The following is a 24,947-nucleotide window of genomic DNA, read 5'->3' on the forward strand; positions in this document are numbered from 1 at the left end:
GGCTGTGAGAGGTATCGGAATGAAACCGACCGACAGCGCCGCTCCGGCGTCGCGGCTCCGCCGGCTCGTCGTGCCCGCGCTGCCCGCGGCCGTCGTGCTGGTGGCGGGCACCGTGCTCGCGGCAGGAGTGATCCGCACGCTCGGCGCCGGCCGGGCCCTGTTCCCGGAAGGCGCCGTCGGCTGGGCCCTGGCGATCCTGACCGGTGTCATCGTGGGCCACCTCGTCGCCCTCGGCCGCGACCGCTGGTGGGGCGGCACGGGCTCGGGCGCGGCGCTGGCCCTCGCCGTCCTGCTGCTCTACGGCTGGGTGCCCGCCGCCCTGGTGAGCGTCGCCGTCGTGCTGCTGGTCGGCGCCGCGCGACGGCACCGCTGGCGTCAGGCCCTGCTGCACGGCGCGGTGGACATCCTCGGGATCGGCGCCGCGGCGCTGGGCCTCGCCGCCTTCCACGTCGTACCGACCGTCGAACACCCGTGGCAGCCCGCGGCCTGGGACCTGTCCGTACTGCCCGACATCCTGGTCGCGGCCGCCGCCTACCTGGTCGTCACCCGCGCCCTGCTCTGGTGCACGATGGCCTCGCGCAGCGGCAGCCTGCCCACCGTCGCCCGGACGGCCCTGGCCCGCCAGGCCCTGGTCGGCGTCGCGCTGATCGGCATCTCGCCGCTGATCGTGGTGGCCGCCGTGCACGCGCCGTTCCTGCTGCCGATGTTCGCCGTACCGCTGATCGCCCTGGACTCCACCCTGTGGATCGCCCGCGCCCGCGCCGAGGAGCAGCTGCGGGACCCGCTCACCGGCCTGCCCAACCGCCAGTGGCTGCTGGAGCGCACCTGGACCGCGCTGGACGACGCCGAGCGCATCGGCGCCCGTTCCGCCCTCGTCCTGATCGACCTGGACCGTTTCCGCTCGGTCAACGACACGCTCGGGCACCTCGCGGGCGACCGGCTGCTGCTCCAGATAGCCGACCGGCTGCGGCACGCGCTGCCGCGCGGCGCCGAGGTCGCCCGGCTCGGCGGCGACGAGTTCGCGGTCCTGCTGCCCACCGCGGACTCCCTGACCAGCGCCCAGCGGGTGGCCCGCAACCTGGTCGCGGCCCTCGGCTCGCCGCTCGACCTGGACGGACTCACCCTCGTACTGGAAGCCAGCGCGGGGGTCGCGGTCTTCCCCGACCACGCCCTGGACGCCGAGGGCCTGCTGCGCCGGGCCGACGTCGCCATGTACCAGGCCAAGCGGGACCGCAGCGGCGTCGAGGTGTACGAGGCCAAGCGGGACGGCAACACTCCCGACCGGCTCGGCCTCCTGGGTGATCTGCGCCGCGCGCTGGACGCCGGCGACGTGGAGCTGCACTACCAGCCCAAGGTCGGCTTCGACGGGCACGTGGCCGGGCTGGAGGCGCTGGTCCGGTGGGTCCATCCGGAGCGCGGCCGGGTACCGCCGGACGAGTTCATCGCCATCGCCGAGTCGTCCGGGCTGATGCCGCGCCTGACGGAGTACGTCCTGGAGACCGCGCTCGCCCAGGTGGCCCGGTGGCGCGCGTCCGGCCTGGAGGTGCCGGTCGCGGTCAACGTCTCGCCGCGCGACGTGCACACCCCGGCTTCGCCGGCGCGGTGGCCGCGCGGCTGGCCCGCCATCAGGTGCCGCCGGGCTCGCTCCAGTTGGAGATAACGGAACACGTCCTGCTGGAGGACCCGCAGCGGGCCGCCGACACGCTGGCCGGGCTGACCGGCCACGGCGTCAAGATGTCCCTGGACGACTTCGGCACCGGCTATTCGTCCCTCGTCCACCTGCGCCGTCTGCCGGTCAGCGAGCTGAAGATCGACCGTTCCTTCGTCGCCCGGCTCGCCGTGGACAACGAGGACGCCGAGATCGTCCGCTGCACCCTGGACCTGGCCCACTCGCTCGGCCTGCTGGTGGTCGCCGAGGGCGTCGAGGACGACGAGACCTGGGAGCGGCTGCGCGACCTGGGCTGCGACGCCGTACAGGGCTGGCTGGTCGCCGCCGCGATGCCGCCGGACGAGACCACCGCCTGGCTGCGGGCCCGCGGCGAGCGCGGCTGGCAGCGCGAGGCGGAGCGCCCCGCCGCCGAACCCCGGCACGAGCGCGCCACGGTGGTCGAGGAAGCCGATCAGCGCGTCGTCTGACCGGCCCGGCAGCCCGGACCCGGCCCGGCAGCCCGGACCCGGCCCGGCAGCCCGGACCCGGCCCGGCAGCCCGGACCCGGCCCGAGCCGCCCGACCCGGCCCGGGGCCGCCCGCGCGGGGCGCCGCCCCACGGCCCCACCGCCGTCGCGGCGCGCCGCCCCACGGACCCCTCCGCCTTCCGGGCGCCTCTCCGCCGGCCTCTCCGGGAATGCGTTTCGAACCCCTGTCGGCTACGCCATAGGATTGGCCCGGACAACACAGCCAAGACACTCACCCTGAGGATCGCTGCATGCCTGGCATCACGCGCGAGGAGGTTGCCCACCTCGCCCGGCTGGCGCGCTTGGAGCTGAAGGACGAAGAGCTCGATCACTTCGCCGGACAGCTCGACGACATCATCGGCGCGGTCGCCCGCGTCTCCGAGGTCGCCGACCAAGACGTACCGCCGACCTCCCACCCGCTGCCCCTGACCAATGTCATGCGCCCGGACGTGGTCCGTCCGTCGCTGACGCCCGAGCAGGCGCTGTCCGGCGCCCCGGCCCAGGAACAGCAGCGTTTCAAGGTGCCGCAGATCCTGGGGGAGGAGTGACCGACATGGCAGATCTGATCAAGCTCACCGCCGCCGAGACCGCGGCGAAGATCGCCGCCGGCGAGGTCACGGCCGTCGAGGTCACCGAGGCGCACCTGGCCCGCATCGAGGCCGTCGACGAGAAGGTGCACGCCTTCCTGCACGTGGACCGCGAGGGCGCCCTCGCCCAGGCCCGTGCGGTGGACGCCAAGCGCGAGCGCGGCGAGAAGCTGGGCCCGCTGGCCGGCGTCCCGCTCGCCCTGAAGGACATCTTCACCACGGAGGGCATTCCCACCACCGCCGGTTCGAAGATCCTCGAAGGCTGGATCCCGCCGTACGACGCGACGCTGACCAAGAGGCTGAAGGCGGCCGACGTCGTCATCCTCGGCAAGACCAACATGGACGAGTTCGCCATGGGGTCCTCCACCGAGAACAGCGCCTACGGCCCGACCGGCAACCCCTGGGACCTCACCCGCATCCCCGGCGGCTCCGGCGGCGGCTCCTCCGCCGCGCTCGCCGCCTACGAGGCCCCGCTCGCCATCGGCACGGACACCGGCGGCTCGATCCGCCAGCCCGCCGCCGTCACCGGCACGGTCGGCGTCAAGCCCACCTACGGCGCGGTCTCCCGCTACGGCATGGTGGCGTTCTCCTCGTCCCTCGACCAGGGCGGGCCCTGCGCCCGTACGGTCCTGGACGCGGCCCTGCTGCACGAGGCCATCGCCGGCCACGACGAGCTGGACTCCACCTCCATCGACGCGCCGGTCCCGCCGGTCGTCGAGGCGGCCCGCAACGGCGACGTCAAGGGCATGCGCGTCGGCGTCGTCAAGGAGTTCTCCGGCGAGGGCTACCAGGCCGGCGTCATGCAGCGCTTCAACGAGTCCGTCGAGCTGCTGCGCGAGCTGGGCGCGGAGATCGTCGAGATCTCCTGCCCGTCCTTCGACCTCGCGCTGTCGGCGTACTACCTGATCGCGCCCTCCGAGTGCTCCTCGAACCTGGCCCGCTTCGACGCCATGCGCTACGGCCTGCGGGTCGGCGACGACGGCACCCGGTCGGCCGAGGACGTCACGGCCCTGACCCGCGAGGCCGGCTTCGGTCCCGAGGTCAAGCGCCGCGTCATGCTCGGCACCTACGCGCTCAGCTCCGGCTACTACGACGCGTACTACGGCTCGGCGCAGAAGGTCCGCACCCTGATCACCCAGGACTTCGAGAAGGCCTTCGAGCAGGTCGACGTGCTGATCTCGCCGACCACGCCCACCACGGCCTTCCCGATCGGCGAGCGCGCCGACGACCCGATGGCGATGTACCTCGCCGACCTGTGCACGATCCCGACGAACCTGGCAGGCAACGCGGCCATGTCGCTGCCCTGCGGCCTGGCCCCCGAGGACGGGCTGCCGGTGGGGCTCCAGATCATCGCCCCTGCCATGGCCGACGACCGGCTCTACAAGGTCGGTGCCGCGGTCGAGGCCGCGTTCACCGCCCGTTGGGGGCACCCGCTGCTTGAGGAGGCACCGTCCCTGTGAGTGGAAAGCTTGCGAAGGCCAAGGGCTTCAAGAAGTCCAAGGCCGGTACGTATCTGTCCATCGGCACCACGCTGTTCGGTGCGGTGAGCATCGTCAAGCAGGCGAAGGCGGCCAAGGGCGAGCAGGACCGGCTCCAGCTCCTGGACGCCGTCGTCTCCGCCGCCGCCATCGCCACCGGAGTCGCGCTGCTGATCCGCGATCTGCGTCGTCTCGGCGACGACGACGTGCTCGCGGGCTGAGCGGGACTGAGAGGTTAGTTTTCCGTGACCGTCACTGAACTGGTGTCGTACGAGGACGCGCTGACCACCTACGACCCTGTGATGGGTCTTGAGGTGCACGTCGAACTCGGCACCGAGACCAAGATGTTCTGCGGGTGCTCGACGTCCCTGGGCGCCGACGCCAACTCGCAGACCTGCCCCACCTGCCTGGGCATGCCCGGCTCGCTCCCGGTCGTCAACGCGGTGGGCGTGGAGTCCGCCGTCAAGATCGGCCTGGCCCTGAACTGCTCGATCGCCGAGTGGTGCCGTTTCGCCCGGAAGAACTACTTCTATCCGGACATGCCGAAGAACTTCCAGACGTCGCAGTACGACGAGCCCATCGCCTTCGACGGGTACCTGGACGTGCAGCTGGAGGACGGCGAGATCTTCCGGGTGGAGATCGAGCGCGCCCACATGGAGGAGGACACCGGCAAGTCGACGCACGTCGGCGGTGCCACCGGCCGTATCCACGGCGCGTCCCACTCCCTCCTCGACTACAACCGCGCCGGCATCCCGCTCATCGAGATCGTCACCAAGCCCATCCAGGGCGCGGGCGAGCGGGCCCCCGAGGTCGCCAAGGCGTACGTCGCCGAGCTGCGCGAGCTGATCAAGGCGCTGGGCGTGTCCGAGGCCCGTATGGAGATGGGCCAGATGCGCTGCGACGTGAACCTGTCGCTGCGCCCGAAGGGCGTCGAGAAGTTCGGCACCCGCTCGGAGACGAAGAACGTCAACTCGCTGCGGTCGGTCGAGCGCGCGGCCCGCTTCGAGATCCAGCGGCACGCGGCCGTGCTGTCCTCCGGCGGCACGATCGTCCAGGAGACCCGCCACTTCCACGAGGAGGACGGCTCCACCACCCCCGGCCGGATCAAGGAGGAGGCGGAGGACTACCGCTACTTCCCCGAGCCCGACCTGGTGCCGGTGGCCCCGTCCCGCGAGTGGGTCGAGGAGCTGCGCAAGGGCCTGCCCGAGCTGCCGCGCGTACGCCGTAACCGGCTGCGCGAGGAGTGGGGCGTCTCCGAGCACGACATGCAGTCGATCCTCAACGCCGGCGCCGTGGACCTGATCGTCGCCACCACCGAGGCCGGCGCGGACTCCGCCGCCGCCCGCAAGTGGTGGATGGGCGAGCTGGCCCGCCGCGCCAACGAGGACGGCGTCGACCTCGCCGCCCTGGCCATCACCCCGGAGCAGGTCGCGCGGGTGGCGGCGCTGGTCGCCGAGGGCTCGCTCAACGACAAGCTGGCCCGCCAGGCCATCGAGGGCGTCCTCGCGGGCGAGGGCGACCCGGACACCGTCGTCGAGAAGCGCGGCCTGAAGGTCGTCTCGGACGAGGGGGCGCTGGGCAAGGCGGTCGACGAGGCCATCGAGTCGAACGCGGCCATCGCGGACAAGATCCGTGGCGGCAAGGTCGCGGCGGCCGGCGCGCTGGTCGGCGCGGTCATGAAGGCCACCCGCGGCCAGGCCGACGCGGCCCGCGTCCGCGAGCTCATTCTTGAGCGGCTTGCCGTGAAAGAATAATTGAGCACAGCCTGGAGAAGCTGGGCGTCGAGGGCTGACACCCGGTTCCGGTACGCGAGGGGCGGCACACCACCGGTGTGCCGCCCTTCCGCATGCCGCGCTACGGCAGGTTGTGCACGTGCGGTCCCACCGCGTTCGACCAGGCGTTGCCGGTCGCCGCGTCCCAGTTGGTGGACCAGGTCATGGCGCCGCGCAGGGACGGGTAGGTCTTGGCGGGCTTGAAGGAGCCGCAGCCGGTGCCCTTGGTGAGGCAGTCCAGCGCGCTGTTGACGACGCTGGGCGACACGTAGCCGCCGCCGGCGGCCCGGGTCGAGGCCGGAACACCGATCCCCACCTGGGACGGGTCGAGGCCGCCTTCGAGCTGGATGCAGGCCAGCGCGGTGAGGAAGTCCACCGTGCCCTGCGAGTAGACCTTGCCGTCACAGCCGAGCATCGAACCGCTGTTGTAGTACTGCATGTTGACGACGGTGAGGATGTCCTTGATGTTCAGCGCGGTCTTGAAGTAACCGCCCTGGGTGGACTGCATGTCGATGGTCTGCGGGGCCATGGTGATGACCAGCTTGCTGCCCGCTTTCTGGGACAGCGAGCGCAGGGCCTGCGACATGTACGTCGGGTTGATGCCGTTCTCAAGGTCGATGTCGACCCCGTTGAAGCCGTACTCCCGCATCAGCGCGTAGGCACTGTTGGCGAAGTTGTTCGCCGAGGCGGTGTCGTTGACGGAGATGGTGCCCTTCTCGCCGCCGACGGACAGGATGACGTTCTTGCCGGCCGCCTGCTTGGCCCTGATGTCGGCCTTGAACTGGGCGACGGTGTAGCCGCCGAGGCCCGCCGAGTCGAGGTTGAAGGTGATCGCGCCGGGCGTGGTGGTGGCGTCGGCGAACGAGACCGCGATGATGTCGTAGTGGTCCGGCACGTCGCTGATCTTCTGCACGGTCGCGCCGTTGTTGAAGTTCTGCCAGTAGCCGGTGACCGCGTGCTTCGGCACGGAGGGGCCGGGGCCGCCGCCGTCCGGGGACGTGGTGGCGGTGACCTCGGTGGACTTGGCGGACTCGCCCGCCGCGTTGGTCGCGGCGACCTGGAAGCGGTACGCGGTGGACGGGCTCAGGCCGGTCACGGTGGCCGACGTGCCGGTGACCGCCTGGACCTTGGTGCCGTCGCGGTAGACGCTGTACCCGGTGGCGTACTTGGCCGGGCTCCAGGAGAGCGCCACGGAGGACGAGGTGACCGCACCGGCGGTCAGCCCGGCGGGCGCGTCGGGAACCGGGTCGCCCGGGTCGCCGTTGCCGCCGCCGTCCGGCCCGAAGACGCTGATGTCGTCCGCGAAGTAGGCGGACTGCCCGTACCAGCCGTGGGTGTAGACGGTGACCGAGGTGGTGGAGGGGCCGGTGGTGAAGGTGGTCTTCAACTGCTGCCAGGTGGTGGCGCCGGGTGCCCAGGTGGACACGTCGGTGGTCCCGGTGCCGCTGGCGCCGAGGTAGACGTACGAGCCCTGGACGTACGCGCTCAGCGTGTACGTGGAACCGGGCTTGACGGCCACGGTCTGCGAGCACCTGGCCTGGTCGGAGCCGGCCGGTGTGGCCTTCAGGGCCGAGGTGCCGCCGTGCACGGGGGAGGTCACGGTGGAACCGGCGCCCGCCGAACACGTCCACCCGGAGAGCCCGGACTCGAACCCGGGGTTCTTGGCGTTGTTGACGTCGGCGGCCTGAGTGGTGGCCTGGGCGGCGCTCCGATCGGCGGCCGGAGAGGCGGTGCGGTCGGCGGTGTGGGGAGCCGCCGAGGCGCCGGTCTGGGGGCCGGCGACGGCCAGGGCGGCAGCGGCCAGCCCGGTGAAGGTGGTGGTGAGCCACCGTCTGTGGCGGGAGCGGGGGTGCGGGACATGAGGGGGTGCGGCATGGCGGTCTCCAAGTCCGGGGCCCGGAAGGGCCGTCCGCCCGGCCCGGAGGCGGGGCAGGCGTAGCGCACAAAATGGTCCAGACCAATGCGGTTGTCAAGAGTTCGTGAAGACTTCCGCGCGCGTTGGTGCGTCGCCGGCAGGGCGCAAACCGTTCTCCGGGACGATGCGCGCCGCCCGCGTGCCCTCCTGAGGGAGGGAGGCGGCACGCGACGTACATCCTTCTCCCTAGGGGGCAGGTGGTCACCGTGGACGATGAACCAGCGCCCGGCGAGCCCAATGGTGGAGAGGTGCGACAACATCAACCACCACAGGAACCAATCGAGTTACGGGGGAGCATCACCATGGGGGAAGTGAAGCGCCGGAGCCTGCTCGCGGGAGCGGTGGCGCTGGGAGGAACGGCCGCGGGACTGGCGGCACCGGGCCTCGCGGCCGCGGCGACCGCACCGGCGGCACCGGCCGTGTCCGGCACACCGGACGCGACCGCCGCCACAGCCGGCCGCCCGCCCGGCACCGGCCTCGTCACCCTCGGCCCCGACGACCCGCGCTACGCCTCCCTGACCCGCCGCGGCTGCAACGGCCGCTTCGTGGGCAAGCCCGACCGCGTCCACGTCGTGAGCACCACCGAACAGGTCGTCGCCGCCGTGCAGCAGGCCGTACGGGACGGCAAGCGCATCGCCGTACGCAGTGGCGGCCACTGCTTCGAGAACTTCGTCGACGACCCGTCCGTCCGCGCCCTGATCGACATTTCACCCATGCGCGCGGTCTACTTCGACGCCGCCCGGCGGGCGTTCGCCGTCGAACCCGGCGCGCTGCTCGGTGAGGTCTACCGCGCACTGTTCCTCGGCTGGGGCGTGTCCATCCCGGCCGGCGCGACCGCCGAGGTCGGCGTCGGCGGGCACGTCCTCGGCGGCGGATACGGCACGCTCTCGCGGCGGTACGGACTGTCCGTGGACCACCTGTACGCCGTCGAGGTCGTCGTCGTGGACCGCGACGGCAGGGCCCGCGCCGTGGTGGCCACCCGCGACCCCGAGGACCCGAACCACGACCTGTGGTGGGCGCACACCGGCGGTGGCGGCGGCAACTTCGGCATCGTCACCCGCTACTGGTTCCGCGACCCGCACGCCAAGGGCGACGACCCCGCCCGGCTCCTGCCCAAGGCCCCCGGGGCCCTGCTCAGCTTCGCCGCGACCTGGAACTGGAAGGACCTCGACGAGCGCGCCTTCACCCGGCTGGTGCGCAACCACGGCACCTGGTACGAGCACAACAGCGGCCCGGACTCCGCGTACACCGATCTGTTCAGCGTCTTCATGCTCAACGCCGGCAACAGCGGCACCATCCTCCTGGTCGGACAACTGGACGCCACCACACCCGACGCCGAGCGGCGGATGCGGGCCTACGTGGACGCCGTCGGGCGCGGCACGGGCGCCCGGCCCACGCTCCAGCACTCCGTCCGGCCGTGGCTGGAGGCAGTGGCCCTCGTACAGGAGAGCGAACCGGCCCGGTTCAAGGTCAAGTCCGCCTACCTCCGCAAGCGGTACACGGACCGGCAGATCGCCGCGCTCCACCGCCACCTGGCGGACCCGGCGGGCAGCGAGGACGCGGTGCCCGAGGGCGTCAACGGCGCGCTGTGGCTGGTCTCGTACGGCGGACGGGTCAACAGCGTCGCACCGGAGGCGACGGCGGTCGCCCAGCGGGACTCGATCCTCAAGGCGGTCTACATGACCGGCTGGGAGGGTGAGGAGGCGGCCGGGGCGAAACCCTTGGCGTGGCTCCAGGGCTTCTACCGCGACGTGTACGCGGACACCGGCGGCGTACCGGTCCCCAACGCCGTGAGCGACGGCTCGTTCATCAACTACCCGGACCGGGACCTGGCCGACCCAAAACTGAACACCTCCGGCGTCCCGTGGCACACCCTGTACTACAAGCACCACTACCCCCGGCTCCAGCGCGTCAAGGCCCGCTGGGACCCGCGCGACGAGTTCCGGCACGCGTTGTCCATCCGGCCGGCGCCGTGACGTGGGCCGCGCGCGCCCGAACCTTCTGCGAGTGTTCGGGCTGACCCGCTCCGGCCGCTCGACCTGTCCAGGGTGAGGGCGGCCGGAGCGGGGGCTCATCGGGGTGCCGGGAGCGGCGGGTGGGCGGCTTGGCCCTCGTTCAGTTCCAGGCGGCGCACGAGGGCCACGTCCTGGAACGTCCGGGCGAACGCCGGGTGTCCAGTACGGCCCGTGTGCGTCATCATCGCCAGGTCGGCCGCCTCCAGGTCGGTGGTCGCCGCCAGCGTCCAGAGGCATCCGCCGGCCAGGCAGCACGACGAAACGGTGACGTCGCTACGTGGGTGTGTGCCGATGGCGTGTTTCACGGCTCGGATCACGCTGCGGGTACTCACGGGCGTACCGCCGGGATGTTGATCGGCAGCCCCATCACACGCGGCTCGTGTGGGTGATTACGGATCTCCAGTGAGCAGTCCACGGCCGCCGAATGGTCCGTACGGCCGTCGGCCGTGCCCTTGCCCGTCCGGTACGCCCGTCGCCAGGCCGCGGCGAGGGCACACACCGCGCAGCCCTCGACCGGCGTCGGTTCGAGTGACGGGGCCCGCAGGGGGAGGACGACCGGCGGTTCCGGGTAGCTGCGGTGCGGCGGGAGGTAGGGGCGGCTCATGGCCGGCTCCCTACCGGGCGCGTCCATGTGCGGGCTCGGGCGCGTTCCTCGGCCGTGGGTCTGCGCGCTTCACCGGTCTGGCTGCCTGCCGCGCACACTGCGTATGCCCCGGTGGTGGGGGCCCAGTTCTGTGCCATGGTCTTCTCGCCGTTCCCTCGGTGCTTCGTAAGGCAATCCTCGCGCCGGGACGGTGTGGCCACCAGCGGCCCCGTGTAGGCCAGGTGTCGGCCAGACTGGCCTCATGCGAAGCGGCATCGGGGCCAACATCCGGCGTGAACGGGACCGTTGTGGGTGGAGTCAGGAACGCTTGGCGCGTGAGATCTGCCGAGGTGCCGGGGTCGTGGGTGACCCGGTCGGCCGCCAAGAGGTCAGCCGTTGGGAGCAGGGGAAGCGCACGCCCCGACAGTGGCTGCCGTTCATCGCCGCGGCCCTCGGAGTGACCGTGGACGCGCTCAAGGAGCCGCAGAAGACCGACGAGCCGCCCTTGCCGGCCCTGACGGACTTCCTGCCCGACGGCGATCCCCTGGCGCCGCTCCGCGCCCGCGAGGGCCGGCGTGTCGGTCTGGGGCAGGTGGGTGACCTGCAAGAGCGCGTGCACGGGCTCCGGCTCGCGGACGACGTGCTGGCCGGGGGCGACCTGATCCGTCCCGCTCTGCGGGAACTCCGCGCCGCCGTACGGGTCTACAGGGAAGGCGCCCACTCCGCAGAGGTGGGACGCGCTCTCCTCGGGCAGATCGGCGAGTTGGCGCAGATCGCGGGCTGGATCGCCAGCGACGCCGGACAGCACGCGGATGCGGAGCGCGTGTACCGGCTCGGGATCAGCGCGGCGATGCAGGCGGACGACCGGACGCTGGCCGGGAACCTCGCTGGATCGCTCGCTTACCAACTGAGCAACACCGGCAGGGAGGCCGAAGGGGTCGGGCTGGCACGGGCGGCCCTCGAAGGAGCAGGGCCCGAGGCGCCCCCGAAAGCCCGCGCGCTGTACCTCGATCGGGTGGCGTGGGCCCACACCAGGGCAGGGGAGGCCCAGCCCGCCATGCGGGCACTCGGGGAGGCCGGTGAAGCACTGGCGGCGGACAGTGCGGGAGCCGAGTCACCCGCGTACCTGTACTGGGTGGACGCCGGGGAACTGCGGGTCATGGAAAGCCGGGTCTACACGGAGCTGCGTCGGCCTTTGCGTGCGGTGCCGGTGCTGCGGGACGTGCTCAACCGGTACGACTCGACGCACACCCGGGAACTCGCCCTGTACCTGTCGTGGCTGGCCGTCGCTCTGGCCGACGCGAACGAACCGGAGGAGGCGGCAGCGACAGCGGAACGGGTGGTCTCGCTGAGCGCGGCCTTGACCAGTGACCGTACGGCTGCGCGGGTGCGGGTCGTGCTGGGCCGGCTGGAGGGCTACCGGGACGTGCCGGAAGTGCGGGCGGTACTCGACGGCGCCGCGTGAGTGCCGAAGGGGCGGGGCGCGTCCCGCCACCGCACGAGCCCACAACCGGAACCGGAACCATCTGTTCTCGAACTTGTCACCCCTACACCTGTCGCCCGCCACCACCCTCCACTACCGTCCCGCTCGCACCAGCCAATGGGCTGTATGGGAACTATTGCCCGACCGCGGGCAGTCGACTGGGAGGTCGAGCGTGGCATCCGAGGTATCTCGCAGACGGGTCATGGGACTTGGCGCGGCAGCGGCAGGCGCGGCTGCTGCCGCGTCCCTGCTGCCGCCGTCCCTTCAGCAGGCGCTGGCCGCCGGACCGGCCGCCGCCGGGCGTGGGCACGGGCACGGCCGGGGTGGCCTCGGAGGCATCAGGCACGTGGTCGTGCTGATGCAGGAGAATCGTTCCTTCGATCATTACTTCGGCATGCTGCGCGGCGTACGCGGCTACGCCGACCGCAACGCCGTCCAGCTGCCCGGCGGCGACCGGAGCGTCTTCGAGCAGCCGGGCGCGCTCGGCATCGGCACCGTCCTGCCCTTCTCCGTACGCGAGGCCGCGGCGGCCCAGAAGAAGGACCTCCAGTACATCGGGGCGCTCAACCACGAGTGGGCCGGCGGCGCCAAGGCGTGGCGCGACGGGTGGATGGACAACTGGGTGACCGCGAAGACGGCCGCCACCATGGCCCACTACGACCGCCAGGACGTACCGCTGCACTACGAGCTGGCCGACACCTTCACCGTCTGCGACGCGTACCACTCCTCGATCCACTCCTCCACCAGCCCCAACCGCAACCACCTGGTCAGCGGCTGGACCGGCTTCGAGCCGGGCTCCAGCAAGCGCGCGGTGGGCAACGACGCCTACGCGGAGGACACTCACACCGGCTACACCTGGCCCACGTACGCCGAGCGCCTGGAGAAGGCCGGGCGCAGCTGGCGCGTCTACCAGGAGTGGGACAACTTCACCGACAACAACCTGGAGTTCTACGCCACCTTCAAGGCCGTCATGAAGAAGGCGCTGGCCAAGGTCGGCGGCGTGCAGAACATGACCGCGTTCTACGGGAAGGTCGCCGCGGCCGGCGAGGCCGAGCGCAAGCGCTTGCAGGGGCTGCTGGACGAGGGGGTACGGGCGCTGAGCGCGGCCGACCGCAGTCTCTTCGAGCGCGCGCTGCGACGCGGCGAGCCGGACTCCACAGCCACCGCCTTCGCCGCCGACGTCGCCGCGGGCACGCTGCCCGAGGTGTCCTACATCGTCCCCTCCGCGGCGGACTCGGAGCACCCTGGCTCGTCCTCGCCGGTCGCCAGCGCCACCATCGTCTACAAGGTGCTCGACGCCCTCGGGAAGAACCCGGACGTGTGGCGGCACACCGCGCTGTTCCTGACGTACGACGAGAACGACGGTTTTTTCGACCACGTACCGCCGCCGGTGCCCCCGCAGGGCACGGACGGCGAGTTCTGGGACGGCAAGCCGACCGGGCTCGGGATGCGCGTACCGATGCTGGTGATCTCGCCCTGGTCGGTGGGCGGCTACGCCTGCTCGCAGGTCTTCGACCACACCTCGATCGTCCGCTTCCTGGAGCGCTGGACGGGCGTGCGGGAGCCCAACATCAGCGCCTGGCGGCGTACCGTCTGCGGTGATCTGACCACCGCCTTCGACTTCTCGCGCGGGCGCAGGCAGCCCGCCGTGGAGCGGCCCGGCGCGATCCCGCCGTTCAGCGGGCGCTGGGCGCCGCGCCCGCCGCGCGAGCAGCGGCTGCCGCGCCAGGAGCCGGGCACCCGGCCCGCGCGCCCGCTGCCGTACCAGCCCGACGCGGACGGCGCGTACGACGCGCAGGCGGGGCGCTTCCGGCTGGCGGTGCGCAACGACGGCCGGGCGAGTGCGCACTTCGCGCTGTACCCGTACGCGGGGGAGTACGGCACGCCGCAGCACCGCGACGTGCTGGGCCGGGCCGACTGGGAGGTGCCCGTCAAGGACGGCGCCTACCGTTTCACCCTTACGGGCCCCAACGGGTTCCGCCGCGAGCACGCGGGCACGGCCGCCGGCGCGGCCGCCGCGGTCCGGATCGGCACCCGCCTGGACGCGCACCGGCGTGAACTGCACCTCACGCTCGTCAACAAGGGACGCGCCGACCTCACCTTCACCCTGAAGCCGCTGGCGTACGGCGACGCCAAGGTGCGCGAGATCAGGGTCCGGGCCGGCAGCACCCGTACCGTCGCGCACTCCGCGGCGGCGGCGCACGGCTGGTACGACCTGGACCTGTCCGTCGCGCAGGACGCCTCCTTCCACCGCCGCTTCATGGGCCACATCGAGAACGGGAAGGAGTCGGTCACCGGCTGAGCCAAGGCGGGCGGAACCGGCCGTCTTCCGGTCGCCTTCGGCTCCGGCCGGGTTCCGCTTCCCGTTCCCTTTGTGGGGAACTCCACAAAAGGGTCAAAGGATCTTTTCCTGCTGTCACTCTGCAAGAGGTACGGGCCCGCCGCCCCTTCGTCGGCAGGCGGTGGTCCCGTGCTTCCCCTCCATTGCGCGTTCGGCACCACGGGTACATCCCGGGAGACATCGGCGCCTGACCCGGGAAGCAGACGAAGAGCTTGATGACCGCACTGACCCGGTGGTGCCTGCGGCGCCGCATCGTCGTGATCGTGCTCTGGCTCGCCGCCTTCGCGGGAGCCACGGCGGCCGCCGGAGTCGCCGGCTCCGCCTACTCCGACCACTACGACGTCCCCGGTACGGAATCGGGGCAGGCCGGAGCCCTGCTGGAGCGGGCCTTCCCGGACCGTTCCGGGGACCGCGACACGATCGTGTGGCACACGGAGACCGGCACCGTACGCGCGGGCGCCGTGCAGAAGGACCTCCAGCAGACCCTCGACAAGATCGCCAAGCTGCCCGGGGTCGCGTCCGTACACAGCCCGTACGGGCCGCAGGGCGCCGGGCAGATCAGCCCGGACGGGCACACCGCCTACGCGGACCTCGCCTTCGACGCGCCCGCCGAGGACCTGGACAAGGCCCAGGTCCAGCGCGTCGTGGACACCGCCAGGGCCGCCGCGGCCGACGGACTCCAGGTGGAGCTGGGCGGCGCCGGCATCGCCGTCACCGAGTCGTCGGACGCCCGGCTCGCCGAACTGATCGGCCTCGGCGCCGCCGCCGTCGTCCTCTTCCTCGCCTTCGGCTCGCTCGCCGCCACGCTCCTGCCGCTCGTCACGGCGGTGGTCGGCGTCGGCGCCGCCGCCGCGGGCATCACCCTGCTCGGCCACGCGATGACGGTGGCCGACTTCGCCCCGATGCTGGGCATGCTCATCGGCCTCGGTGTCGGCATCGACTACGCGCTCTTCATCGTGACCCGGCACCGCAGAGGGCTGAGATCCGGCCTCACCGTCCAGCAGGCCGCCGAGTGCGCGGTCAGCGTGTCGGGGCGCGCGGTGATCTTCGCCGGGGCCACCGTCTGCATCGCCCTGCTCGGCATGCTCGTCCTGCGGCTGGGCTTCCTCAACGGCGTCGCCATCGCCGCCTCACTGACCGTCGTCCTGACCGTCGCGGCCTCCGTCACCCTGCTCCCGGCCCTGCTCGGCGTCATCGGGCCGCGGGCGCTGAGCCGGCGCGAACGGCGGCAGCTGGCCGCCGACGGGCCCCGCCCGGAGCCGCCGGCCGGGTTCGCGGCGTGGTGGTCCGGCTTCGTGGAGCGCCATCCGAAGCTGCTGGGGGCGGCCGCGGCCGTCGTCATGCTGATCCTCGCGCTGCCCACCCTGTCCCTGCACCTGGGCACCTCCGACCAGGGCAACAACCCCGCGACGAGCACCACCCGGCAGGCGTACGACCTGCTCGGCGAGGGCTTCGGGCCGGGCTCCAACGGGCCGCTGACCCTGGTCGGCGACCTCGACGGGGCCAAGGACCGGCTCGCCTTCGACCGGCTGCCGGACGAGCTGCGCGGCACACCGGGCGTGGCGCGGGTGCAGGGGCCGGAGTTCGACGGCAGCGGCAGCACGGGCGTGATCACCGTCGTACCGGACGGCTCCCCGCAGTCCCGGCAGACCTCCGACCTGGTGGAACGGCTGCGCGCCGACGTCCTGCCGAAGGCCGGGGAGGGCACCAGCATGCGGGTCCACGTCGGCGGGGTGACGGCGAGCTACGACGACTTCGCCTCCGTCATCGTCGGCAAGCTGCCGCTGTTCGTCGGCGTCGTCATCGGCCTGGGCTGCGTCCTGCTGCTGCTCGCGTTCCGCAGCATCGGCATACCGCTGAAGGCCGCCGCGATGAACATCGCGGCCGTCGCCTCCTCCTTCGGGATCGTGGTCGCGATCTTCCAGTGGGGGTGGGGGAGCGAACTGCTCGGACTGGGCAGCGCGGGACCGATCGAGCCCTTCCTCCCCGTGATCATGGTCTCGGTGCTCTTCGGACTGTCCATGGACTACCAGGTCTTCCTGGTCAGCCGGATGTACGAGGAATGGCGGCTGACCGGCGACAACCGCCGCGCGGTCCGCGTCGGACTCGCCGAGACCGGCCGGGTCATCAACTCGGCGGCCGTCATCATGATCGCGGTGTTCGCGGCGTTCGTGCTCAGCGGCGACCGCATCATCGCGATGTTCGGCATCGGCCTGGCGGCCGCCGTCGCCCTGGACGCCTTCGTGCTGCGCACCCTGCTGGTGCCCGCCCTGATGCACCTGCTCGGCGGCGCGAACTGGTGGCTGCCGGGGTGGCTGGAGCGGTGGCTGCCGCGGATCAGCATCGAGCCGCCGGCGGAGGCGGAGTCCCGCGTGGGCGCGGGCCCGGCGGCGGGCTCGGGCGCGGAGGGTGTGCCGCCGGTTCCGGTTGCGGTTCCGCTTGCTGTTCCGGGGGCGCGGCGGGGAGACGAGGGGCTGGTACGGAAGTAGCGGCCGGGCGCGCCGCCTCCGTACGCCCCGTAGCCCGCCTCCGTACGCCCCGCACGGCTCTCCCGTCCGCCGGCACGGCCGGTTTCCCCCGCGCCCCGGGGATTCTCATACGTCTCTCAGATGCGGCACCTACGGTCGCGCCCATGGACACCACCAAGACCGAAGAGCGCACCGACGACACGAAGGCCGACGAGGCCAAGGCGGCCACCGGGACGACGGAGGCCGACGGGACGTCCGAGGCCGCCGAGGCGGACGGAAAGAAGCCGTCCGGCGCCGAGGTCGACGCGGACACCCCGCTCGGCGCGGACGCCGACGAGGAGGACGGGGAGGAGGCCGCCGACACCGAGGCGGCGCCCGCCGCCGCGACCGGTTCGGTGGCCTCCGGCGCCGGTTCCGTCGTCGCCGCGGGACTGGGTCTCGCCTCGCTCACCGGCACCTGGGTCGGCACGGTGCTGGCCGAGCGCCAGACGCTGCTCGGCCAGATCAAGCTGCAGACGGGCAAGGCCACCGACCAGATCGCCACCGTCTACGGCGCCCCCTGGCACACCCACGCCCTCGTCAACGCGATCTTCGCGCTGCTCGCCGTCGTCGTCGCGGGCCTGGTCCTCCTGCGGCCCCGCCCGACCTGGATGCGAGCCGTGGCCTGGGGCGGCCTCGCCCTCGGCGTACTGGGCCTGATCGTCTCCGCGGGCATGTACTTCGACCTGTTCGCGAGCATGCCCACCCTCCCCAAGGCCGGCGCCGGAACGCCCGGTTCCTGAGGCTCCGCACGAGGCGGCCGACCGCGTACGCGGCGAGCGGGCCCCGGATCCCGGCAGTACCTATGGCCGTACGCGGCCGCCCGGGGAACTGCCGGTCCGGGGCCCGTCGTGTGGCCCGTCCCGCGGCGGCTCCTGCTCCGGCAGGCGGACGGTGACCTTGCCCGAGGACAGGTCTATCGGCCCCTTGCCCGGGTCGCTGTCGCCGGTGTCGGTGACCACCAGGGTCAGCCGGCGCCGTTCCTCGTCGGTGTGCTTGCGCCCCGGCGCGAACAGCTCCTCCACCAGGTTGAACATCCTGCCCCCTGACGACGCGGACGGCTCCGTACGCCGAGTGTAGGCACCAACGAAGCGAAACGGGCGGGCCTGGCCGTACCTGTACGTACCGGTGCCTGCCTGTACCTGCCTGTGAGCACCGGTGCCTGCCCGCACCGGTTCCTCCCGTCAGCTCACGTCCAGCCGCAGGATCCGGTCGTCGCCCTGCTTCGGCTCGCCGCGCCCGTCGGTGTTGCTGGTGACCAGCCACAGCCCGCCGTCCTGGGCCGTCACGACCGTACGCAGCCGCCCGTGCTCGCCCTGGAGGAACGCCTGCGGCTCCGCCGAGGCCTGCCGCCCGGCGAGCGGGATCCGCCACAGCCGTTCGCCGCGCAGCCCCGCCATCCAGACCGAGCCCTCGGCGATCGCGATGCCGCTCGGCGAGGCGTCCGCCGTCTTCCACTGCGCCACCGGGTCCACGAACCGGGTGTCGCCCCGGCCCTTGCCCTCGACCTCGGGCCAGCCGTAGTTCTTGCCCGGTTCGATCAGGTTCAGTTCGTCCCAGGTGTTCTGGCCGAACTCCGCGGCCCACATGCGGCCCTCGGCGTCCCAGGCCAAGCCCTGCACATTGCGGTGGCCGTAGGTGTACACCACCGAGTCGGCGTCCGGGTTGCCGTGCGCCGGCTCGCCGTCCGGCGTCATGCGCAGGATCTTGCCGCCCAGCGACTTCCGGTCCTGGGCGAGGCCGGTGTCGCCGGTCTCGCCGGTGCCCGCGTACAGCATCTTGTCCGGGCCGAACGCGATCCGGCCGCCGTTGTGGATCTGCCCCTTGGGGATGCCCTTCAGCACCGTGTCGGGGGCGCCCAGTTGACTGCCGGGCTGCTTCTTCGCGTCGTAGTTCAGCCGGGCGATACGGTTGTCGGACTCGGTGGTGAAGTACGCGTACACCTGAGGGGACCGGCCGAACGACGGCGCCACCGCGATCCCCAGCAGCCCGCCCTCGCCGCCCGGCGCGACCCCCGGCACCGTGCCCAGCTCGGTCTTCCGGCCGCCGTCCGCCGCCACCCGGAAGATCTTCCCGGTGTCGCGCGAGGACACCAGCAGGTCACCTCCGGGCAGCGCGGCCACTCCCCAGGGTGAGGTGAGGCCGGTGGTCAGGGTGCTGACGACCTTCGCCGAGCCCTGGGCGGGCGGCGCCGTGACGGACGGGGAGGCCGGGGCGCCGTCCGGGGACGAAGCGCCGGGCGGGGCGGCGGACGAAGCGGCGCGGGAGCCGGCCGGACCGGGGGCGCTCCCGGAGGAGCACCCCGCCGCCAGCAGCAGCGAGGCAGCGGCCAACACGGAGGTCACGGAGCGTCGTTGCACGGCGAAGTCCTCTCGTCGACGGAACCCGCCTTACGACACCACACCGCACTCCTCACGTCAGGCCCCCACTCCGGCCCGGCCGCCCCGGACCCGTCGATCCGGCCCCGCCGTCCCGGACTGCCACCCCATCACGCCCGGCCCGGACCCGCCCGGCCCGGCCCGGAACCGCCACCCCGTCACACCCGGTTCCGGACCCGCCACCGCGCCACGCCCGCCCCCGGAAACGTCACTCCCGTCCCCGACCCGTCACCCGGCCCCCACCGCCCCAACCTCGCAGCTCCGCCCCCGCCGCTAGTCCCACGACCCCCGGGCCGGCGGCAGCGCCGCGATCTCCGCGAGGTCCCGGCGGTCCAGTGTCAGCCCGGCCGCCGCCGCGTTCTCGGCGGCCCAGCGTTCCTTCTTCGTCCCCGGCACGGGCACGACGTGCGGCCCCTGCGCCAGTACCCACGCCAGCGCCACCTGCCCCGGCGTGGCCCCGTGCCGCGCGCCCACCCGGCGCAGTCCGGCCACCACCGGCTGGTTGGCGGCCATCATCTCGGCCGTGAAGCGCGGGTGCCGGGCCCGTATGTCCTCCGGTTCGAAGCCCTGCCCCGGGGTCAGCGTGCCGGTGAGGAAGCCGTTGCCCAGCGGCATGGCCGCGAGGAATCCCACGCCGCGCGTGACGCACCACGGCAGCAGCGTCTCCAGTGCCTCCTTCGACCACACCGACAGCTCGGCCTGCACGCTGCTGACCGGGAACACCTGCTGGATGCGTTCCAGTTGCCGCAGCGTCCCGTCGTACAGCCGCGTGCCCCGGCGGCGCCCGGCGCGCGCGCCTACCGCGCACAGCCCCAGCGACCGCACCTTCCCGGCGGCCACCAGCCCCGCCATCGCGCCCCAGGTCTCCTCGATCGGTACCTCGGGGTCGGTGCGGTGCAGCTGGTACAGGTCGATGCAGTCGGTCTGCAAGCGGCGCAGCGAGGCGTCGCACGCCCGTCTCACGTAGCCGGGCCGCCCGTTGGCGACGATGTGCTGCTCGCCCACCAGGAGTCCGACCTTGGTGGAGACGAAGGCTTCCGCGCGGCGCTCCTTCAGGGCCCGCCCGACCAGCAGTTCGTTGGTGAACGGCCCGTACATGTCGGCGGTGTCGAGCAGGGTGCAGCCCTGGTCGAGCGCGGTGTGCACGGTGCGCAGCGAGGTCTCGCCGTTGCGCTGCGACTCGGTGTATCCCCAGCTCATCGGCATACAGCCGAGTCCGATTGCACCCACTTCGAGCGCTGTAGCCCCGATTGTCCTGCGCTCCACGTGGTCGTGCCTCCATCCCCTCGCCCCCGATCAAGGGCCTGACCAAACTAACGTCTGAGGCCGGAGGGCATCGCATAGCCTCGGGCCATGGCACCTGCAGACCCGCGCACCGCCGCGAACGACGTATGGCTTCCGATCCCCGCCGCCGAGATCGGCGGACTGCCGGACGGCTTCGACTACGTCCATTGGGACGCCGGGCCGGAGTTCCCCGCCGACCCCGCCCGCTGCGCCTTCTACGTGGTCCCGTACATGAAGGATCCGCAGGTGTGCCTACGCCCGCTGACGGAGATGACCGGGCTGCGCGCCGTGCAGACCCTGACCGCCGGCATCGAGCACATGCTGCCCGCCCTGCCCCAGCTGCCGCCGGGGACACACCTGTGCAACGCCCGCGGACTGCACGACGCCAGCACGGCCGAGCTGGCGCTCACCCTGACGCTCGCCTCGCTGCGCGGCATTCCGGAATTCGTCCGGGGCCAGGACGAGGAGCGGTGGCTCGGCGGATTCCGGCCCGCCCTCGCCGACAGGACGGTGCTCATCGTGGGGTACGGATCGATAGGCAGTGCGATCGAGGACCGGCTCACACCCTTCGAGTGCGCGCGGGTGGCGCGCATTGCGCGCACCGCACGTGAGACCGTGCGCGGGCCCGTGCTTCCGCTCGCCGACCTGCCCGCCGAGCTGCCCGCGGCGGACGTCGTGATCATCGCCACGCCGCTCACCGACGCCACCCGCGGCCTGGTCGGGAGCGATTTCCTGGCCCGAATGAAGGACGGTGCGCTGCTGGTGAACGTGGCGCGCGGCGCCGTCGTCAACACGAAGGCGCTTCTGGCCGAACTCGAATCGGGGCGATTGCGGGCGGCCCTGGACGTCACCGATCCGGAACCGCTGCCCGCGGGACATCCGCTGTGGCACGCTCCCGGCGTGCTCGTCACTCCCCACGTCGGAGGCCCCAGCTCTGCCTTCCTGCCCCGCGCGAAGCGCCTCATCAGGGATCAGCTGACACGTTTCGCCTCCGGTGATCCCTTGTGCAACGTCGTGGCTACGGCCGGGTGAAACCTTCCCGGCCCTCTTGCGGGTAGCTCTACGGGGCCGTACGACTGCACTGGGTATCCGCATCCCACCGACAGTCACGCTGCGTAGAGAAGCTATGTCCCTGAGTGACGAAACTGGTGTATCGTCCGAGCGGGGACAGCGCCGGGCAGTGCTGCGGCGCAGCGCGAAAGACCGGAACCGAGGGGGGCGACGGGCGATGTACGGCCGATGGACGACGCACGGGACAGGCACTCCGCAATCCCCCGGGGGACACCTCCGGGTCCATGGGCGCGCCGGGCGCCGTGCGCGCACCGGCCACGACGATGCCGCGCGGTGGGCGGGAGGAGAGGGCGGTGAGCGCCACGGGCGCGGTCCTCGCCCGGCCGCCGGTGCAGACCGGCGGCGCACCGGGTGTGGTCCCGCAGGTCGTGCTCGCGGTCGTCTGCGGCGGTTACGCGGTGGGCGCCGCCCTGGGCTGGGGCTCTCCCGAACTGGCGCTCTTCATGGGCGACTTCGGCCTCAGCGTGGCCGCCTTCGCCGCGGCCGTCTCCTGTTTCCTGTACGCCCGCACGCACCACGGCCGGTTTCGACCCGCCTGGCTGCTGTTCGCCGCCTCCTCCACGATGGCGGGGATCGGCAACGGCGTCTGGGGCTGGTACGAGGTCGTGCTGCGCGCGCCGGTGCCGAGCCCGTCGCTCGCGGACTTCTGCTTCCTGCTCTTCGCGCCACCTGCCATCGTCGGCCTGCTCGTGCTCGCCAAGAGGCCTGTGAGCAAGGCCGGCTGGGTGTGCCTGGGGCTGGACGCCTGGCTGATCGGCGGCTCGCTGCTGACGCTCTCCTGGAGCCTGGCGCTCGCGCACACCGCGCACTTCCAGGGCCAGAGCGTGCCGCAGGGCGCGCTCGCGCTGGCGTACCCGCTGCTGGACATCGTGCTGGTGAGCATGGTGCTCGCCCTGCACTTCAAGCGCTCCTCGGCGCACCGCTCGGCCATCAACACCGCCATCGCGGCGCTGGCCCTGACGGTGCTGTGCGACGCGCTGTTCAGCTCGCCGCTGCTGCGCGAGCACTACCGCTCCGGACAGATCCTGGACGCCGGCTGGTTCGCCGGCTCGATGCTGCTCACGTACGCGCCCTGGGTGGCCCGGCGGCTGCCCGGCGGCGACACCGCGGCGGCGGCTCCCGAGCGCGCCGCCCCCGCACCCCGCCGGCCACGGGCACCCCCGCGGCCACCGCGGCGGCCACCCGGCCCATCGCGGGCTCGCTGGCCGCCCTCACCCCGTACCTGGCCGCCGCCGTCTGCACCCTGGGCATTCTGTACAACGTCCTGGACGGCCGCCGCATCGACCGCGTGGTGCTCTTCACCGGCTGCACGGTCGTCCTCGCCCTCGTCGTGCGCCAGGGCATCATGCTGCTCGACAACATCACCCTCACGCAGGAACTGGCCCAGAAGGAGAACCACTTCCGCTCGCTGGTGCAGGGCTCCAGCGACGTCATCATGATCGCCGCGCCCACCGGGATACTGCGCTACGTCAGCCCCGCCGCCACGGGGGTCTACGGCCGGGACGCGGAGGAGCTGATCGGCTCCGAGCTGGCCTCACTCATCCATCCCGAGGACCTGGGGCGGGTGGTGCACGAGGTGCGCAGATTCCTCGCCGCCCGGCCCGAGGACGAACCGACCACCCGCATCGAGTGCCGCTTCCGCGCGGGCGAACACCGCGCGGGCGGCGAGAAGTGGCTCAACGTCGAGTCCACCGTCAACCGCCACCACGGCGGCCTCATCTTCAACTCCCGCGACGTCACCGAACGCGTCCGCCTCCAGGCACAGTTGCAGCACAACGCCTCGCACGACGCGCTCACCGACCTGCCCAACCGGGCCCTGTTCACCGAGCGGGTCAGCCAGGCGCTGACCGGCCGCCGCGCCACCGATCCGGGCACCGCCGTGCTCTACATCGACCTGGACGGCTTCAAGCAGGTGAACGACACCATCGGCCATCAGGCGGGCGACGAGCTGCTGATCCAGGCCGCCCGCAGACTGGCCGAATCCGTACGGGCCGGAGACACCGCCGCGCGGCTGGGCGGCGACGAGTTCGCCGCGCTGATCATGGGCGACGGCTCCCGCGACCACGCGGCGCGTGAGCACCGCATCCTGGAGGTCGCCGACCGGCTGCGCATCCGGCTCTCCGACCCGTACAAGATCGACGGCCGGGACGTACGGGTCGCCGCCAGCATCGGCGTCGCCTTCGCCGAGCCGGGCATCACCCCCGGCCCCCTTATGCGCAACGCCGACCTGGCGATGTACCGCGCCAAACAGGCCGGCAAGGGCTGCGTCAAGCTGTACGCGCCACAGATGCAGGCCGACGTGGTGCACCGCGCCGAGCTGGCCACCAAGCTGCGCACCGCCCTGCACGACGGCGAGTTCGCGCTGCTCCACCAGCCCGTGGTGGAACTGGCCGGCGGCCGGATCACGGCGGTCGCCGCCCTGGCCCGCTGGCGTTCCGCCCAGGGCATACTCTTCACCCCCGCCGAGTTCCTGCGGGTCGGCGACCGCGGCCGGCTCAAGCAGGACGGCGACCGCAGCGCCGAGCTGGGCCGCTGGCAGCTGGAGGAGGCGGTGCAGCAGGCCGCCGGCCGGCACCGGGCGGGCCACCCGGTCCCGGTGGCCGTCCGGATCTCCGCCCACCGGCTGCTCGACCGGGCGCTGCCGCCCAAGAGCATCGAGGCCCTGCTGTCCCGGCACGGCCTGCCGTCCGGGTCGCTGGTCCTGGAGCTGTCCGACACCGACCCGCGGATACCGCTGGAGGAGCTGGAGCGCCGCCTGGTCGCCCTGCGCCGCCTGGGGGTACGGATCGCCCTGGACGGCTTCGGCAGCGGCGCGGCCGCCATCGGAGCGCTGCGGCGGCTGCCCGTCGACGTGCTGCGGCTGGACCGCGACCTGGTCGACGGGGTGGTGGACTCCGCCCGGCTGCACAAGATCACCTCGGGGCTGCTGCGGATCGCCTCCGACCTCGGCATGCAGTCCGTCGCCGACGGCGTCGACCTGCCCGAGCAGATCGTCGCGCTGCGCTCCATGGGCTGTACGCACGGCCAGGGCATGGCCTTCTCCGGGCCGCTGGACGAGCACCGGCTGCGCCGCGCGCTGACGCAGGGCGGCTATCCGGTGCCGGGCCCGGGGAGCGAGGGCCGGGCGGTGGTGCTCAGCGGTACGGGCCTGCCGGTGCGTCACGTCAAGAAGGGGCGCGAACCGGTGTCACCCGGACGGGTGCTGGGCGAACTGCCCAGGCGATTCGGGCCGGGCGACGGCCGGGACGGGGCGGAGGCCGCGCTGGCCAGGCCTCCGCTGCGCCCAAATAGTGAGACCTCCGTCCCACCCACTTGACACTCCCCTGGCAGCAGGGGGAGGGTCAGTTCCATGCGCACCC

Annotated in this window: 16 protein-coding genes and 2 pseudogenes; 12 read left to right on the forward strand and 6 right to left on the reverse strand. The window is 72.5% G+C overall.

All coding sequences use genetic code 11. The features are described from left to right. Positions 1 to 19 precede the first annotated feature (19 nt). From ACEXOX_RS33150 to gatB, 5 genes and pseudogenes are all read left to right on the forward strand, one after another. Positions 20 to 2,136: pseudogene (locus ACEXOX_RS33150) on the forward strand (putative bifunctional diguanylate cyclase/phosphodiesterase). A gap of 289 nt (positions 2,137 to 2,425) precedes the next feature. After that, positions 2,426 to 2,722: an Asp-tRNA(Asn)/Glu-tRNA(Gln) amidotransferase subunit GatC gene (gene gatC / locus ACEXOX_RS33155; RefSeq protein ID WP_003984986.1), complete on the forward strand. Its 297-nt coding sequence runs from the start codon at positions 2,426 to 2,428 to the stop codon at positions 2,720 to 2,722. Between the two features lie 5 nt (positions 2,723 to 2,727). Then, complete coding sequence (gene gatA / locus ACEXOX_RS33160; RefSeq protein ID WP_406524648.1) at positions 2,728 to 4,221, forward strand: Asp-tRNA(Asn)/Glu-tRNA(Gln) amidotransferase subunit GatA; 1,494 nt, start codon at positions 2,728 to 2,730, stop codon at positions 4,219 to 4,221. Next, positions 4,218 to 4,460 (forward strand): hypothetical protein, encoded by a 243-nt coding sequence (locus ACEXOX_RS33165; RefSeq protein WP_406524649.1) that lies wholly within the window; start codon positions 4,218 to 4,220, stop codon positions 4,458 to 4,460. The genes gatA and ACEXOX_RS33165 overlap by 4 nt, the downstream gene beginning before the upstream one ends. A gap of 24 nt (positions 4,461 to 4,484) precedes the next feature. Further along, positions 4,485 to 5,993 (forward strand): Asp-tRNA(Asn)/Glu-tRNA(Gln) amidotransferase subunit GatB, encoded by a 1,509-nt coding sequence (gene gatB, locus ACEXOX_RS33170; protein ID WP_406524650.1) that lies wholly within the window; start codon positions 4,485 to 4,487, stop codon positions 5,991 to 5,993. Positions 5,994 to 6,093: 100 nt separating this feature from the next. Here gatB and ACEXOX_RS33175 read toward each other — a convergent pair whose 3' ends face one another. Beyond that, positions 6,094 to 7,815, reverse strand: coding sequence for a chitinase (locus ACEXOX_RS33175; protein ID WP_406526551.1), 1,722 nt, complete (start codon positions 7,813 to 7,815; stop codon positions 6,094 to 6,096). A 413-nt stretch (positions 7,816 to 8,228) separates the two neighbouring features. Here ACEXOX_RS33175 and ACEXOX_RS33180 point away from each other — a divergent pair, with 413 nt between their 5' ends. Beyond that, positions 8,229 to 9,902: an FAD-binding protein gene (locus ACEXOX_RS33180; RefSeq protein WP_406524651.1), complete on the forward strand. Its 1,674-nt coding sequence runs from the start codon at positions 8,229 to 8,231 to the stop codon at positions 9,900 to 9,902. A 95-nt stretch (positions 9,903 to 9,997) separates the two neighbouring features. Here ACEXOX_RS33180 and ACEXOX_RS33185 read toward each other — a convergent pair whose 3' ends face one another. Together ACEXOX_RS33185 and ACEXOX_RS33190 are read right to left on the reverse strand one after the other, a co-directional pair. Further along, a complete protein-coding gene (locus ACEXOX_RS33185; protein ID WP_406524652.1) occupies positions 9,998 to 10,246 on the reverse strand; it encodes a hypothetical protein in 249 nt (82 codons plus the stop codon). A 23-nt stretch (positions 10,247 to 10,269) separates the two neighbouring features. Then, entirely contained in the window at positions 10,270 to 10,545 is a 276-nt protein-coding gene (locus ACEXOX_RS33190; protein WP_406524653.1) for a hypothetical protein, read from the reverse strand. A 241-nt stretch (positions 10,546 to 10,786) separates the two neighbouring features. Between ACEXOX_RS33190 and ACEXOX_RS33195 the strand changes: the two genes are divergently transcribed. The 4 genes from ACEXOX_RS33195 to ACEXOX_RS33210 all read left to right on the forward strand — a co-directional run bounded on the left by ACEXOX_RS33195 (position 10,787) and on the right by ACEXOX_RS33210 (position 17,598). Then, the gene (locus ACEXOX_RS33195) at positions 10,787 to 11,989 is read left to right on the forward strand and encodes a helix-turn-helix transcriptional regulator (protein WP_406524654.1); all 1,203 of its coding nucleotides are present in this window, start codon (positions 10,787 to 10,789) and stop codon (positions 11,987 to 11,989) included. A gap of 190 nt (positions 11,990 to 12,179) precedes the next feature. Beyond that, positions 12,180 to 14,309, forward strand: a complete 2,130-nt coding sequence (locus ACEXOX_RS33200; RefSeq protein WP_406524655.1) for a phosphocholine-specific phospholipase C — start codon at positions 12,180 to 12,182, stop codon at positions 14,307 to 14,309. A 254-nt stretch (positions 14,310 to 14,563) separates the two neighbouring features. Beyond that, positions 14,564 to 16,837, forward strand: coding sequence for an MMPL family transporter (locus tag ACEXOX_RS33205; protein WP_406524656.1), 2,274 nt, complete (start codon positions 14,564 to 14,566; stop codon positions 16,835 to 16,837). 143 nt (positions 16,838 to 16,980) lie between these two features. After that, positions 16,981 to 17,598, forward strand: a complete 618-nt coding sequence (locus ACEXOX_RS33210; RefSeq protein ID WP_406524657.1) for a hypothetical protein — start codon at positions 16,981 to 16,983, stop codon at positions 17,596 to 17,598. A 60-nt stretch (positions 17,599 to 17,658) separates the two neighbouring features. Here the strand turns inward: ACEXOX_RS33210 and ACEXOX_RS33215 are convergent, their stop codons facing one another. The 3 genes from ACEXOX_RS33215 to ACEXOX_RS33225 all read right to left on the reverse strand — a co-directional run bounded on the left by ACEXOX_RS33215 (position 17,659) and on the right by ACEXOX_RS33225 (position 20,499). Continuing rightward, positions 17,659 to 17,892, reverse strand: a complete 234-nt coding sequence (locus ACEXOX_RS33215; RefSeq protein ID WP_406524658.1) for a DUF6191 domain-containing protein — start codon at positions 17,890 to 17,892, stop codon at positions 17,659 to 17,661. A 147-nt stretch (positions 17,893 to 18,039) separates the two neighbouring features. Continuing rightward, positions 18,040 to 19,215, reverse strand: a complete 1,176-nt coding sequence (locus ACEXOX_RS33220; protein ID WP_406524659.1) for a PQQ-dependent sugar dehydrogenase — start codon at positions 19,213 to 19,215, stop codon at positions 18,040 to 18,042. A gap of 291 nt (positions 19,216 to 19,506) precedes the next feature. Then, on the reverse strand, positions 19,507 to 20,499 hold the full coding sequence (locus tag ACEXOX_RS33225; protein ID WP_033037168.1) for an aldo/keto reductase: 993 nt from the start codon (positions 20,497 to 20,499) through the stop codon (positions 19,507 to 19,509). Positions 20,500 to 20,586: 87 nt separating this feature from the next. Here ACEXOX_RS33225 and ACEXOX_RS33230 point away from each other — a divergent pair, with 87 nt between their 5' ends. Beyond that, positions 20,587 to 21,549 (forward strand): 2-hydroxyacid dehydrogenase, encoded by a 963-nt coding sequence (locus tag ACEXOX_RS33230; protein ID WP_406524660.1) that lies wholly within the window; start codon positions 20,587 to 20,589, stop codon positions 21,547 to 21,549. 332 nt (positions 21,550 to 21,881) lie between these two features. Continuing rightward, positions 21,882 to 24,904, forward strand: a pseudogene (locus ACEXOX_RS33235) (putative bifunctional diguanylate cyclase/phosphodiesterase). The last annotated feature ends 43 nt before the right edge of the window (positions 24,905 to 24,947 follow it).

It is taken from the genome of Streptomyces sp. Ac-502, assembly GCF_045222935.1.
Classification (GTDB): Bacteria; Actinomycetota; Actinomycetes; order Streptomycetales; family Streptomycetaceae; genus Streptomyces; species Streptomyces monomycini.

Excerpts from the sequence above, each read along its gene's own strand:
- ACEXOX_RS33190 (WP_406524653.1), bottom strand. The coding sequence starts at position 10,545 with ATGAGCCGCCCCTACCTCCCGCCGCACCGCAGCTACCCGGAACCGCCG.
- gatC (WP_003984986.1), top strand. The coding sequence starts at position 2,426 with ATGCCTGGCATCACGCGCGAGGAGGTTGCCCACCTCGCCCGGCTGGCG.
- ACEXOX_RS33180 (WP_406524651.1), top strand. The coding sequence starts at position 8,229 with ATGGGGGAAGTGAAGCGCCGGAGCCTGCTCGCGGGAGCGGTGGCGCTG.
- ACEXOX_RS33230 (WP_406524660.1), top strand. The coding sequence starts at position 20,587 with ATGGCACCTGCAGACCCGCGCACCGCCGCGAACGACGTATGGCTTCCG.
- gatA (WP_406524648.1), top strand. The coding sequence starts at position 2,728 with ATGGCAGATCTGATCAAGCTCACCGCCGCCGAGACCGCGGCGAAGATC.
- ACEXOX_RS33205 (WP_406524656.1), top strand. The coding sequence starts at position 14,564 with ATGACCGCACTGACCCGGTGGTGCCTGCGGCGCCGCATCGTCGTGATC.
- ACEXOX_RS33195 (WP_406524654.1), top strand. The coding sequence starts at position 10,787 with ATGCGAAGCGGCATCGGGGCCAACATCCGGCGTGAACGGGACCGTTGT.
- ACEXOX_RS33210 (WP_406524657.1), top strand. The coding sequence starts at position 16,981 with ATGGACACCACCAAGACCGAAGAGCGCACCGACGACACGAAGGCCGAC.
- ACEXOX_RS33215 (WP_406524658.1), bottom strand. The coding sequence starts at position 17,892 with ATGTTCAACCTGGTGGAGGAGCTGTTCGCGCCGGGGCGCAAGCACACC.